At 72.0% G+C, this 11,922-nt stretch carries 11 protein-coding genes; 5 read left to right on the top strand and 6 right to left on the bottom strand.

Annotated elements, in window-relative coordinates; genetic code table 11:
* Nucleotides 1-8 precede the first annotated feature (8 nt).
* Genes cydC through LO762_RS02800 form a run of 4 tightly spaced genes read right to left on the bottom strand, consistent with a single transcriptional unit; the run spans nt 9 to nt 5,733 of the window.
* Nucleotides 9-1,637: a thiol reductant ABC exporter subunit CydC gene (gene cydC, locus LO762_RS02815; RefSeq protein WP_230612082.1), complete on the bottom strand. Its 1,629-nt coding sequence runs from the start codon at nt 1,635-1,637 to the stop codon at nt 9-11.
* Nucleotides 1,634-3,319: a thiol reductant ABC exporter subunit CydD gene (cydD, locus tag LO762_RS02810; protein WP_230612081.1), complete on the bottom strand. Its 1,686-nt coding sequence runs from the start codon at nt 3,317-3,319 to the stop codon at nt 1,634-1,636. The genes cydC and cydD overlap by 4 nt, the downstream gene beginning before the upstream one ends.
* Complete coding sequence (gene cydB / locus LO762_RS02805; RefSeq protein ID WP_230612080.1) at nt 3,316-4,341, bottom strand: cytochrome d ubiquinol oxidase subunit II; 1,026 nt, start codon at nt 4,339-4,341, stop codon at nt 3,316-3,318. Before cydB ends, cydD begins: the two co-directional genes overlap by 4 nt.
* Before the next feature lie 9 nt (nt 4,342-4,350).
* A complete protein-coding gene (locus LO762_RS02800; RefSeq protein WP_230612079.1) occupies nt 4,351-5,733 on the bottom strand; it encodes a cytochrome ubiquinol oxidase subunit I in 1,383 nt (460 codons plus the stop codon).
* Nucleotides 5,734-5,890: 157 nt separating this feature from the next.
* Between LO762_RS02800 and aroA the strand changes: the two genes are divergently transcribed.
* Together aroA and rsgA are read left to right on the top strand one after the other, a co-directional pair.
* The gene (gene aroA / locus LO762_RS02795) at nt 5,891-7,168 is read left to right on the top strand and encodes a 3-phosphoshikimate 1-carboxyvinyltransferase (protein WP_230612078.1); all 1,278 of its coding nucleotides are present in this window, start codon (nt 5,891-5,893) and stop codon (nt 7,166-7,168) included.
* Entirely contained in the window at nt 7,141-8,163 is a 1,023-nt protein-coding gene (rsgA, locus tag LO762_RS02790; protein WP_230612077.1) for a ribosome small subunit-dependent GTPase A, read from the top strand. Before aroA ends, rsgA begins: the two co-directional genes overlap by 28 nt.
* Here rsgA and LO762_RS02785 read toward each other — a convergent pair.
* Nucleotides 8,160-8,936 carry an MHYT domain-containing protein gene (locus LO762_RS02785; protein WP_230612076.1) on the bottom strand — a complete coding sequence of 259 codons (777 nt, stop codon included), beginning with the start codon at nt 8,934-8,936 and terminating at the stop codon, nt 8,160-8,162. The two genes, rsgA and LO762_RS02785, sit on opposite strands and share 4 nt — an antisense overlap.
* Before the next feature lie 46 nt (nt 8,937-8,982).
* Complete coding sequence (locus LO762_RS02780; protein WP_230612075.1) at nt 8,983-9,840, bottom strand: hypothetical protein; 858 nt, start codon at nt 9,838-9,840, stop codon at nt 8,983-8,985.
* 153 nt (nt 9,841-9,993) lie between these two features.
* On the opposite strand from LO762_RS02780, the gene hisN reads away from it, so the two are divergent.
* The 3 genes from hisN (at nt 9,994) to LO762_RS02765 (ending at nt 11,899) form a co-directional block, all read left to right on the top strand.
* Nucleotides 9,994-10,776: a histidinol-phosphatase gene (gene hisN, locus LO762_RS02775; RefSeq protein ID WP_230612074.1), complete on the top strand. Its 783-nt coding sequence runs from the start codon at nt 9,994-9,996 to the stop codon at nt 10,774-10,776.
* A 62-nt stretch (nt 10,777-10,838) separates the two neighbouring features.
* The gene (locus tag LO762_RS02770; protein WP_230612073.1) at nt 10,839-11,030 is read left to right on the top strand and encodes a hypothetical protein; all 192 of its coding nucleotides are present in this window, start codon (nt 10,839-10,841) and stop codon (nt 11,028-11,030) included.
* 101 nt (nt 11,031-11,131) lie between these two features.
* Complete coding sequence (locus tag LO762_RS02765) at nt 11,132-11,899, top strand: VOC family protein (protein WP_230612072.1); 768 nt, start codon at nt 11,132-11,134, stop codon at nt 11,897-11,899.
* The last annotated feature ends 23 nt before the right edge of the window (nt 11,900-11,922 follow it).

Here is an 11,922-nt window from a genome sequence, read left to right as displayed (position 1 = left end):
GGGCCACCCTACGCGGCGGCGCCGACAGAATCCGGGGCGAGCACGGTGACGACCTCGTCCACGTGCCGCAGCACGGAATCGGCGCCGGGCACGCCGGGCCGGTGGGTGATGAGCAGGACCGTGCGGTCGCCCGCCGCGCGCAGCAGGTCGGTGAGGACACGGTCGGCGGTGTCCTCGTCCAGGTGGGCGTCCGGTTCGTCCAGGATGAGCACGGGGAAGTCGGCGAGCAGCGCGCGGGCGAGCGCGATCCGCTGCCGCTCGCCGCCCGAGACGGCCGCGCCGTGCTCGCCTACCCTGCGGTCCAGGGGCAGCGTGAGGCCCGCGCGGCGCAGCACGGCGGCGACCTCCGCGTCGGACGCGCCGGGCTTCGCGAGCCTGACGTTCTCGGCGACCGTGGTGTCGAAGACGTGCGCGTCCTGCGCGCACAGCCCGACGATCCGGCGCGCGTCGTCGCCGCGCAGCTCCGCGAGCTCAACGCCGCCGACGGTGATCGACCCCTCGTACTCGACGAACCGGAGCAGCGCCGCCGCGAGCGTCGATTTCCCGGCGCCGCTCGCCCCGAACACCGCGACCTTGCGGCCGGGCGGCAGCTCAAGATCGAACCCGTCGAGCGCGTCCCGCGCCGCGCCGGGCCACCGCACCCGCAGCCCCCGCACCGACACCGCCGGAATGAACCGCTCGGTCGTGGGCGGGGTGGCGGGCTGGGCGGGGTCTTGGACGGGTGGGGTGGCGGCCAGGACGCGGCGGAGGAGGGCGTCGTCGGCGCGGGAGCGGAGGAGTTGTTGGGCGGCGGCGGAGAGGGCGGCGACGGCCTCGAAGGCGGCGAGCGGGGTGAGGGTGAGGACGGCGACGAGCAGGGGGTCCAGGGTTCCGGCGCGGGCGGCCGGGACGGCCAAAGCGAGGGAGGCGAAGACGGCGGCGCCGCAGGAGAGCACGGTGAGGGCGTCGGCGGCGCCCAGGGACCAGGCGGAACGGGCGCTTGCCCGGTTCAGCTCCGCGTCGGCCCGGGCGAGTTCGTCCAGGCGGCTCGGGACGGCGCCGTAGGCGACGAGTTCAGGCAGGCCGTGCAGGGTGCGGGTGGTGACCTCGACCATGCGGTCACGGCCGCGCGCCTCCCGCTCGGCGGCCCGGCGCGCGGCGGCCCCGGCGACGAGCGGGGCGGCCACTCCCCCGAGCAGCAGCCCGGCCAGCAGCACGAGCCCGGCGGACGGCAGCAGCCAGGTCTGCAACACGACGGCGGCGAGGGCGGCGGCCCCGGCCGAGATCATCGGGAGCCGTCCGCGCAACCACCGGTCGGCGACCCCGTCCACACCGGAGACGACAAGCCCGAGCGTGCGGGACGCGCCGAGCCGTCCCGGCGCGAGTTCGGCGAGCCGGGCGAAGACGGCGACCCGAGTCTGCGTCAGCAGCCGCAACGCCGCGTCGTGCGACGCCAGCCGCTCCGCGTACCGGAACACACCGCGCCCCAGCCCGAACGTCCGCACCGCGGTGATCGCCACCATCAGATACAGCACGGGCGGCTGCTGACTCGCCCGCGAGATCAACCACCCGGACGTCGCCATCAGCCCGACCCCACAGATCAACGCCAACGCGCCCAACCCGGCCCCCAACAACAGCCTTCCCTTCACTGTGTTCATAGGAGGGCCTCCTTTGGGGTGTTCGGGGTGGGCCAGTGGGTGGTGTGGGTGGTCTGGTGGGCGAGGGAGGGGCGGTGGGTGATGACGAGGGTGGTGCGGGTGGCGGCTAGGCGGGTGATGCCGTGGGCCAGGTCGAGTTCGGTGGTGGCGTCCAGGTGGGCGGTGGGTTCGTCCAGGAGGAGGACGGTCACCGGGAGGAGGGCGCAGCGTAGGTGGACGCGGGCCAGGGCGACGCGTTGGCGCTGGCCTGCGGAGAGGCCGTGGCCGTGTTCGCCCAGGACTAGGTCGGGGTTGGTGCCGGTGGCGGCGGCCGCTTCTCGGACGGCGTCCTCGGGTGCGCCGGGGACGGCAAGGGCGATGTTCTCCGCGACGGTGCCGGGGAACAGGTAGGGCCGCTGCGGCATCCAGGCGACCGCGCGGCGCCAGGACTCCCAGTCGGTGCCCTCGCCGAGTGGCGTCCCGTCCACGAGGACGCGCCCCGAGGCGGGCTCGACGAGGCCGAGCAGGACGGCGGCGACGCTGGACTTGCCGGACCCGGACGGGCCCATGAGCGCCGTGCTCGTCCCGGCCTCCAGGGTCAGGTCCAGCGGCAGCAGCCCCGGCCGCGCCACCAGACCGTCGAACACGACCTCCGGTGTGCCCTTCCGCCGCACAAGGCCGGGCGCGGCCTGCGCGTCCCTGGCTGTGGCGGGCGGGAGGGTGGCGAAGATCTCCTCGGCGGCGGCGAGGCCCTCCTGGGCGGCGTGGAACTGGGTGCCGACCTGGCGGAGCGGGAGGTACGCCTCGGGGGCCAGGATGAGGACGAACAGGGCGGTCTCGAAGGGGAGGCCGCCGTGGACGAGGCGCAGCCCGACCGAGACGGCGACGACGGCCACGGAGAGCGTCGCGGCGAGTTCCAGGGCCAGGGCGGAGAGGAACGCGATCCGCAGGGACGACATCGTGGCCTTGCGGTGGTCCTCGGAGACCCGTTCGACCTGGTCGAGCTGAGCGCGGGCCCGGCCGAACACCTTGAGCGTCGCCAGGCCGCTGACGACGTCGGAGAAGTGCCCGGCGAGCAGGCTGAGGGTCCGCCACTGGCGGCGGGTCCGCGCGGCCGTGTACGTGCCGATGAGGACGCCGAACATCGGGATGAGCGGCAGCGTCACCGCGACGATGACGGCCGAGGCCGGGTCGAGCGAGAACAGCGCGACGAGCACCACGACCGGCACGATCAGCGACAGCACGAGCTGCGGCAGGTAGCGGGCGAAGTACGGGTCGAGCGCGTCCACCCCGCGCGTCACCAACGCGGCGAGCCCACCCGACGGGGTGTGTTCGACGGGGCTGTGTTGCATTGGCCCGGGGGCTGGCCGCTTCGCGACCCCGACTTCGTCGGGAGCGGCCACCCCCGGGCTGGAGCGTTCGGCGTGTCCGGTGACGGCGTGGAGGACGGTGGCGCGGAGTTGGGCCTTGACCCCCGCCGACGCGCGGTGCGCCGCGACCTCCTGGAGCCAGGCCAGGGCGGCGCGGGCCGCGAAGACGGCGAGCAGCGCCCACGGCACGGTCAGCGCGGCGATCGCGTGCGCGAGCAGCCACGACTGGGCGATGACGAGGGCGGCCGCGGCCGTCCCCAGGAGCACGCAGGCGAGCAGGTAGGGGACGGTCGCGCGGGCGTACCGGGCGAGCCGGGGGTCGAAGGGCCTCATGGCGCGGCGGGCGAAGGCGCGGCCTCGGCGTCGGGGATGTGGTGGACGCTGATCCGCTTGCGGAAGACCCAGTACGTCCAGCTCTGGTAGAGCAGCACGATGGGCAGGAAGATGACGGCGACCCAGGTCATGATGCCGAGCGTCTTCGCGGTGGACGAGGCGTTCTCGACGGTCAGGCTGTTGGCGTCCGCGATCGTCGAGGGCATGACGTAGGGGAACAGCGAGAGGAACAGCGTCGCGACGAACGCGACGATGGCCAGCCCCGACAGGGCGAACGCCCAGCCCTCGCGGACCTTCGCCGACACCGCGACGGACGCGGCGAGCAGCACGGCCGCCAGCACGGCGGTGCCGAGCGACCAGGTGTCGCCGCGCAGCAGCAGCGTCCACACCAGGAACCCGGCGGCGACGACGAGGGCGGCCGCGCCGAGCACGAGCGAGAACCGGTTGGCGCGCGCCCTGATCTCGCCGTCCGTCTTGAGGGCGATGTACACGGACCCGTGGTAGGTGAACACGGTCAGCGTGACGAGGCCGCCGAGCAGGGCGTACGGGTTGAGCAGGTCGAAGAGCGTGCCGACGTAGTCGTGGTCGGCGTTGAGCTTGACGCCGCGCACGATGTTGCCGAAGGCGACGCCCCACAGGATGGCCGGGATGAGCGAGCCGTAGAAGATGCAGCGGTCCCAGTTGTCCTTCCAGCGCCGCGTGTCGCCCTTGCCCCGGTAGTCGAAGGCGACGGCGCGCAGGATGAGCGCGATGAGGATGAGCAGCAGCGGGATGTAGAACCCGGAGAAGAGGGTGGCGTACCACTCGGGGAACGCGGCGAAGGTCGCGCCGCCCGCGGTGATCAGCCACACCTCGTTCCCGTCCCAGACGGGCCCGATGGTGTTGATCATCACACGGCGTTCCCGGTCGTCACGCGCGAGGAACCGGGTGAGGACGCCGACGCCGAAGTCGAAGCCCTCAAGGAAGAAGTAGCCGGTCCACAGCACCGCGATGGCGATGAACCACACGTCGTAGAGGTGCATGATCCCGTCCTAGTACGCGAATTCGAGCTTGGAGCCGTCGGGGGTCTTCGGTTCCTCTGGCGGGTCCTTGCGGGCGAACCTGATCATGAGGCCGAGTTCGACGACGGCGAGGATGCCGTAGAGGGCTGTGAAGACGAGCAGCGACGTGAGGACCGTTCCGGCGGGGACCGTCGGGGAGACGCCGTCCTCGGTCTTGAGCAGGCCGAACACCAGCCAGGGCTGGCGGCCCATCTCGGTGAAGATCCAGCCGAAGGAGTTGCCGATGAAGGGCAGCACCACCGACCAGATGGCGAGGGTCCACACCCACTTCTTCTTCGGTAGGCGGCCGCGCCGGGTGAGCCACAGGCCGACGACAGAGACGAGGCCGATGAGCATGCCCGCAGTCACCATGATGCGGAAGCCCCAGTAGGTGATCGGGATGTAGGGGCGGTAGTCGCCGGGCCCGAACTGCGCCTCGTACTGGGCCTGGAGGTCGTTGATGCCCTTGACCTCGCCGTCCAGCGAGCCGGTGGCGAGGAACGACAGCAAATCGGGGATCTCGATGGCGAAGGTGGGGGCTGTGCCGTCGAGGGTGCCGATGGTGAACAGGGAGAACGAGGCGGGTTGGCTCGTCTCGTAGAGCGCCTCGGCGGCCGCCATCTTCATCGGCTGGGTCTCGGTCATCACCTTGCCGAGCTGGTCGCCGCTGAGGAAGAAGCCGACCGAGCCGATGAGGGTGGCGACGAGGCCGAGCCGCAGCGACGCGCGCATGGTGTCGTGGTTGCGGTCGCGCTTGAGGTGCCAGGACGCGACGGCGGCCATGAGCAGCCCGCCCGTCACGAGGCAGCCGAAGAACGTGTGCGGGAACGCCCAGATCAGCACCTTGTTGGTGAGGACGGCGCCGAAGCTCTCCAGTTCGGCGCGCTGTGCCTGCTCGTTGAAGGTGTAGCCGACGGGGTTCTGCATCCAGGAGTTCGCGGCCAGGATGAAGTAGGCCGACAGGACCGTTCCGATGGCGACGATCCAGATGCAGGCGAGGTGGACGAGTTTGGGCAGCCGTCCCCAGCCGAAGATCCAGATGCCGAGGAACGTGGACTCAAGGAAGAACGCCAGCAACGCCTCGATGGCGAGCGGCGCCCCGAAGATATCGCCGACGAATCGCGAGTAGTCGCTCCAGTTCATGCCGAACTGGAACTCCTGCACGATGCCGGTGACGAGGCCGAGCGCGAAGTTGATGAGAAAGAGCTTTCCCCAGAATTTCGTCGCTTTTTTGTAGTGTTCGCGGCCGGTGCGTACCCAGGCCGTCTGCAACACCGCGACCAACAGCGACAACCCGATCGTGACCGGCACGAAGAGGAAGTGGTACACCGTCGTCACGCCGAATTGAAGGCGCGCGAGGAGAAGCTCATCCATGAGGGCACCTTCCCACAGACATTTCCACGTAAGAGGTCAGGACAAGCATTTACCGGACCGTTCCCGGGAACCGGGGGACTAACGTTGTCTTCGACCCTACATTGGTCCTTTCCCGCCGCTGATCCACCCCGGTGGTTCACCCCGATAGGCTTGGCGCATGACCCTCAGCACCTCCCCCTGGGCCGCGCCGACGGCCTCGGGCCCGGTCTCGGCGGTGGTGGAACTGCCCGGTTCCAAGTCGATGACCAACCGGGCCCTGATCCTCGCCGCGCACGCGGGCGCGGAGGCCGTCCTGGAAGGGGCGCTGCGCTCGCGCGACACGCTGCTCATGGCCGGGGCGCTGCGCGCGCTCGGCTACCCGGTGGCGGAGGAGGGCACCACCTGGCGGATCGGCCCCGGCGGGCCCGCCGCGCCCGCGTCGATCGACTGCGGGCTGTCGGGCAACGTCATGCGGTTCGTGCCGCCGCTCGCCGCGCTCGCCGACGGGCCCGTCTCCTTCGACGGCGACCCGCACGCCCGCACCCGTCCGATGGGGCCGCTGCTGGGGGCGCTGCGTGATCTCGGCGTCACGGTCGAGGACGGGGGGCGCGGCCTGCTTCCGTTCACGCTGCGCGGCACGGGAGCCGTCGCGGGCGGCACCGTGGTGCTGGACGCGTCCAGCTCGTCGCAACTGGTGTCGGGGCTGCTGTTGAACGCGCCCGGCTACGGCAAGGGCATCGAGGTCAGGCACGAGGGGCCGCCGGTGCCGTCCGCGCCGCATCTGGAGATGACGGTGCGGATGCTGCGCGAGGCGGGCGCGTCGGTCGAGACGGAGCCGGACGTGTGGCGGGTCGGGCCCGGCGCGCTGCGCGGCGGCGTGTGGCGGATCGAACCGGACCTCTCCAACGCCGCGCAGTTCCTCGCCGCCGCGCTCGTCACCGGCGGCCAGGTGACGGTGCCGGGCTGGCCCACAAAGACGACCCAGCCGGGCGACAAACTGCGCGAACTCCTCCCCCTGATGGGCGGCGAGGTCTCCCTGACGGCAGAGGGCCTCACCGTCCGGGGCACCGGCGCGATCCACGGCATCAACGTGGACCTCTCCGACGCGCCGGAACTCGCCCAGGTGCTGGCGATGCTCGCCGCCCTGGCCGACTCCCCGTCCCGGTTCACCGGCATCGCGCACATCCGGGGCCACGAGACCGACCGGCTCGCCGCGCTCGTCACCGAGATCACCCGGCTGGGCGGGGACGCCGAGGAGCTGCCCGACGGGCTCGTCATCCGGCCGCGCCCGCTGCGCGGCGGCCTGTTCCACACCTACGACGACCACCGGATGGTGATGGCCGCCGCCACGCTCGGCCTCGCCGTCCCCGGGATCAAGATCGAGAACCCCGGCACGGTGGGCAAGACCCTGCCGACCTTCCGCGAGCTGTGGACCGGCATGTTGGAGCGGTCATAGCGCGCGACTGGAAGCACCTCGACGAGGACGACGTCCGGGTACGGCCCGGACGCGGGTCCCGTCCCCGCACGCGGCAGCGGCCCGCGCACGAGGACGCGGTCTCCGGCCTCGTCGTCGCCGTGGACAGGGGCCGCTACCGGGTCCTCGTCCGCCAGTCGAAGCGCAAGGAGATCCTTGTCACCGCGATGCGCGCGCGCGAGCTGGGCCGTAAGGGCGTCGTCGTAGGCGATCAGGTGGCTTTGGTCGGTGACGTCTCCGGGCAGCCGGACGCGCTGGCCAGGGTCGTCCGGGTGGAGCCGCGCACCTCGGTGCTGCGCCGCACCGCCGACGACACCGAGGACGTCGAGCGGATCGTCGTCGCCAACGCCGACCAGCTCGTGATCGTCACCGCGCTGGCCGACCCGGAGCCGCGCACCGGCATGATCGACCGCTGCCTCGTCGCGGCCCGGGACGCCGGGATGGACGCGCTGCTGTGCCTCACCAAAGCCGACCTCGCCTCCCCTGAGAAGCTCCTCGGGATCTACGGGCCGCTGGAGGTTCCCGCGTTCAGCACCCGCAGGGGCGGCGACCTCAAGGAGCTGCGCGAGCTGCTCACCGACCGGATGAGCGTGCTCGTCGGCCACTCGGGCGTCGGAAAGTCCACCCTGGTCAACGCGCTGGTGCCGGACGCCGGGCGGGCCGTCGGACGGGTCAACGCCGTCACCGGGCGGGGCAGGCACACGTCGTCGTCGGCGCTGGCGCTGGAGCTGCCCGAGGGCGGCTGGATCATCGACACACCGGGCGTGCGGAGCTTCGGCCTCGCGCACATCCCGCCTGAGGACCTCATCCTCGGGTTCCCCGACCTCGTCGAGGGCGCGACCCGCTGCCCGTCGCACTGCTCCCATCTGGAGGAGACGTGCGCGCTGGACGCCTGGGTGGCGGAGGGGCACACCTCCCCCGCGCGGTTGGAGTCGCTGCGCCGTCTGCTCACCAACCGGGGCGACGAGGAGTCCTAGTCCAGCAGCCGCATCTGGCGGTCGAGCCGGTCCAGGAACTCCTTCTCCCGGTCGCGCTCCCGCTTGCTGGCGGAGCCGCCGACGAGGACGACGAGCACCGCCGTCACCAGGCCGACGACGGCGATCAGCGGCAGGATCACGTGGGTGGCGCTGGCGCCCTCGACGGGCGTGGCGTGCACGTCGGAGACGCGCAGCGCGAACATCCCGGTGTAGTGCATGCCGCTCACCGCGACGCCCATGATGAGGGACGCGCCGAGGATCGGCAGCCAGCCGTCCAGCCGCAGCGCGCACCACAGCGCGGCGGTCGCGGCGGCGATCGCGATGACGACGGAGACGACGACGAGGTCGAGCGCGTACTCGATGGTCGCGCCGGTGTTCATCGCGGCCATGCCGGTGTAGTGCATCGCCGCGACGCCGCCCCCGGCCAGGATCCCGCCGGGCAGCAGCGGCATGTCGAACCCGACGAGGAACAGCCCCGCGCCGACGACGACGACCGCGAACACCGCGCTGAACAGGGTGAGCGGCACGTCGTAGCCGACGCTGGTGCCGGGGATGCTGAAGCCCAGCATGCCGACGAAGTGCATCACCCACACGCCGGTGCCGCCGATGGCGACCGCCGCTCCGGTGAGCCAGACGCAGCGCCGCCGCACCGTCTCGACCGCGCGCGCACGGGCGGTGCACTGGAGGCCGAGCATGGAGCCGAGGACGGAGAAGAGGTAGCCGAGGACGGGCGTGACCGGCCCGTACGTGAAGTGGGTGACGTGATCATGCACGGGGTGGAGCACCAGACCTTAGCCAGAGAATCTGGACTATGGTCTCTTAGAGGATCGATTCCGGCAAATCGCCCGTCGTTGCCGACTTCGCCGCCGAATCCACAGCGTCGCACCGTGCCAGCGCACGGTGTTCGAGATCGGCCAGCACCCGGATGTGCGCGGGCGCCAACTCCGCGACGGCCTCCGCCAGCGCCGACGTCACGGCGCTCACCGCCGCCTCCTCCGCCGCCCGCATCGCCGACCTGACGGCCGCCGCGTGCGCCCCGACCACCGACCACTCCAACTCCAGCCGGGCCAGCGTCGCGTCCGCGTCCGAGGCCAGCGCGGCGGCGTGCGCGCGCAGCTCGGCGGGCACCGGGCCCCTGCCCTCCGCGCGCACCTTCCCGGCCAGCGCCGAGATCCGCCCGGCCAGCGCCAGCCCCTCCTGCGCCGCGGGCAGCGTGCCCGTGACGAGCCCGGCGACCGACCTGGCCAACAACCCCGTCCGGTCCAGCAGCAGCTTGGCCGCCTCCTGCACCGCCTCGCCCGTGCGCGTCCCGAGCCGCTCGGCCACCAGCCGCCGCTGCGCCGACAGCTCCGGCGCGAGCGCCGCCCGCAGCGCCGCCGCGTCCCGCGCGCCGACCCGCGTGAGCAGCCGCTCCATCCGGGCCCGCGTGGTGCTCTCGATCTCACCGTTGACCTCGGCGAACGCCTCCTCCGCCCGGCGCTGGAGGCCGTCCACGAGGGCGCGCGGCCTACCCGGCTCGAACGGCGCGTTCACCTCCGTCAACTGCTCCTGGAGCCGCCGTGAGACGTCCACGGCGCGCTCGGCGAGCGGCACCAGCCGGTCGGCGAGCTCCTCGAGGTTGCCCGCGCGGCGCGGATCGGTCAGCTCGGCGACCCAGTCGGGAAAAACGTGCGGCATGCCGCCCATCGTCCCACCGACACCCGACACGCACCCCGTTACTCACAAGTAGACAGCGGTTGCGTTACAAGTACTGCTATGTCTGACCACTTGACCGAGAGTCAGCGGCCCGCACAGCCGTCCAAGCCCGGCGATACAGTAGATTTGCCAGGCGTGGCCGATGGATACTCAGATGACCTCCGCCTCGCCCACGTCCTGGCGGACGCGGCCGACGACCTGACAACGCGCCGGTTCCGGGCGCTCGACCTGCGCGTGGAGACCAAACCCGACCTCACCCCGGTGAGCGACGCCGACCGCGCCGTGGAGGAACAGATCCGCGGCACCCTCAAGCGGGCCCGCCCCCGCGACGCCGTCATCGGCGAGGAGTTCGGCAAGAGCGGCTACAGCCAGCGCGTCTGGGTGATCGACCCGATCGACGCGACCAAGAACTTCGTACGCGGAGTGCCCGCCTGGGCGACCCTCATCGCGCTCGTCGAGGACGGCGAGGTCGTCGTCGGGCTGGTGTCCGCGCCCGCCCTCGGCAAGCGCTGGTGGGCCGCCAAGGGCGGCGGCGCGTGGACCGGCCGGAGCCTCGCCAAGGCGCAGCGGCTCCAGGTCTCCCAGGTGTCCGCGCTGGCCGACGCGTCCTTCTCCTACTCCAGCCTCAGCGGCTGGGAGGAGCGCGGCTCCCTGGACGGCTTCCTCGACCTGTCCCGCCAGGTCTGGCGGACCCGCGCGTTCGGCGACTTCTGGTCGCACATGATGGTCGCCGAAGGGGCCGTGGAGTTCTCCGCCGAACCCGAGGTCAGCCTGTGGGACATCGCGCCCCTCAAGGTGATCGTCGAGGAGGCGGGCGGGGTGTTCACCTCGCTCTCCGGGGAGGCCACCGCCGACGGCGGCAGCGTGGTCTGCTCCAACGGCCTCCTCCACGAGGAGGTCCTCGGCTACCTCTCCTGAAGGAGGACGTACCCCGGTCAGCGACATATCGTGGAAGCACCTCCTTCGGAAAGGCGGAGCCCATGTCACCCCGTACCAAGGCCGTCCTCATCGGCGGCGCCGCGGCGATCATCCTCTTCTGGATCCTGCCCGGCTGGTTCACCGCGCTGATCATCCTCGGGGTGATCGCCGTGCCCGTCGCCGCCTACCTCATGCTCGACCCGTCCCAGAAGCGCAGGCTGCGCGACCGGGGCCGCAGGCGCCTCGGACCCTGACGGTCCCGGAGCCCCCGGCGCTCGCCGCCGTCGGGTTCCGGGGCGGTAAAGGGTTGGTCGGCGGCGGTTTCGGCGACCGCTCCCGGTGCGACGAACCCTGTATGTCGCTACGTGATGGATTCGTCCCCGGCACGCCCTGCTGGGTGGACGTCTCGGTGCCCGACACCGACGCCGCCGCCCGGTTCTACGACGGCCTCCTCGGCTGGCGGGCCGGGTTCGACGCCGGTCCCGAATCCGGCGGATACGGGCAGTTCCACCTGAACGGGAAGAGGGTCGCCGGGATCGGGCCGCTCATGGACCCGTCACACCCGCCCGCGTGGACCACCTACATCGCCACCGACGACATCGACGCGACCACCGCCCGCGTCCGGGAGGCGGGCGGGCAGGTCCTCGTTGAGCCCATGCAGGTGCTCCAGGCGGGCAGACTCGCCGGATACCTCGACCGCGAAGGCGCCTACTTCATGGCCTGGCAGCCCCTGGAGCACAAGGGCGCCGAACTCGTCAACGAGCCCGGCGCCTGGTCCTGGAACGAGCTCAACACCCGCGACCCCGCCGCCGCGCAGGAGTTCTACCCGAAGGTCTTCGGCTGGGACGCGGGCGGCGACGCCTTCTACACCGAGTGGAAGATCGACGACAGGACGATTGGCGGGATGATGCCGATCCCGCCCGAACTGCCGCCCGACGTGCCGCCGCACTGGCTCGTCTACTTCGCGGTGGACGACGTGGACGCGTCGGCCAAACTCGCCGTCGAACTCGGCGGCGAGCAGACCAGCCCCTTCGTGGACAGCCCCGCGGGCCGCCTCACCGTGCTCCGCGACCCCCAGGGCGCCGTGTTCGCCCTGATCTCGGGCCTCCAGGAACGCCACTGACCCCGGGCCCTCCCGGGGCGCCC

The organism is Actinocorallia sp. API 0066 (genome assembly GCF_020991275.1).
Taxonomy (GTDB): Bacteria; Actinomycetota; Actinomycetes; order Streptosporangiales; family Streptosporangiaceae; genus Actinocorallia.
The sequence above is the reverse complement of the archived record's forward strand: the minus strand, read 5'-3'. Positions and strand labels throughout refer to the sequence as shown.

Coding starts and splice junctions, on each gene's coding strand:
- cydC (WP_230612082.1), bottom strand. CDS start 1,637: ATGAACACAGTGAAGGGAAGGCTGTTGTTGGGGGCCGGGTTGGGCGCG.
- cydD (WP_230612081.1), bottom strand. CDS start 3,319: ATGAGGCCCTTCGACCCCCGGCTCGCCCGGTACGCCCGCGCGACCGTC.
- cydB (WP_230612080.1), bottom strand. CDS start 4,341: ATGCACCTCTACGACGTGTGGTTCATCGCCATCGCGGTGCTGTGGACC.
- LO762_RS02800 (WP_230612079.1), bottom strand. CDS start 5,733: ATGGATGAGCTTCTCCTCGCGCGCCTTCAATTCGGCGTGACGACGGTG.
- aroA (WP_230612078.1), top strand. CDS start 5,891: ATGACCCTCAGCACCTCCCCCTGGGCCGCGCCGACGGCCTCGGGCCCG.
- LO762_RS02780 (WP_230612075.1), bottom strand. CDS start 9,840: ATGCCGCACGTTTTTCCCGACTGGGTCGCCGAGCTGACCGATCCGCGC.
- LO762_RS02770 (WP_230612073.1), top strand. CDS start 10,839: ATGTCACCCCGTACCAAGGCCGTCCTCATCGGCGGCGCCGCGGCGATC.
- LO762_RS02765 (WP_230612072.1), top strand. CDS start 11,132: ATGTCGCTACGTGATGGATTCGTCCCCGGCACGCCCTGCTGGGTGGAC.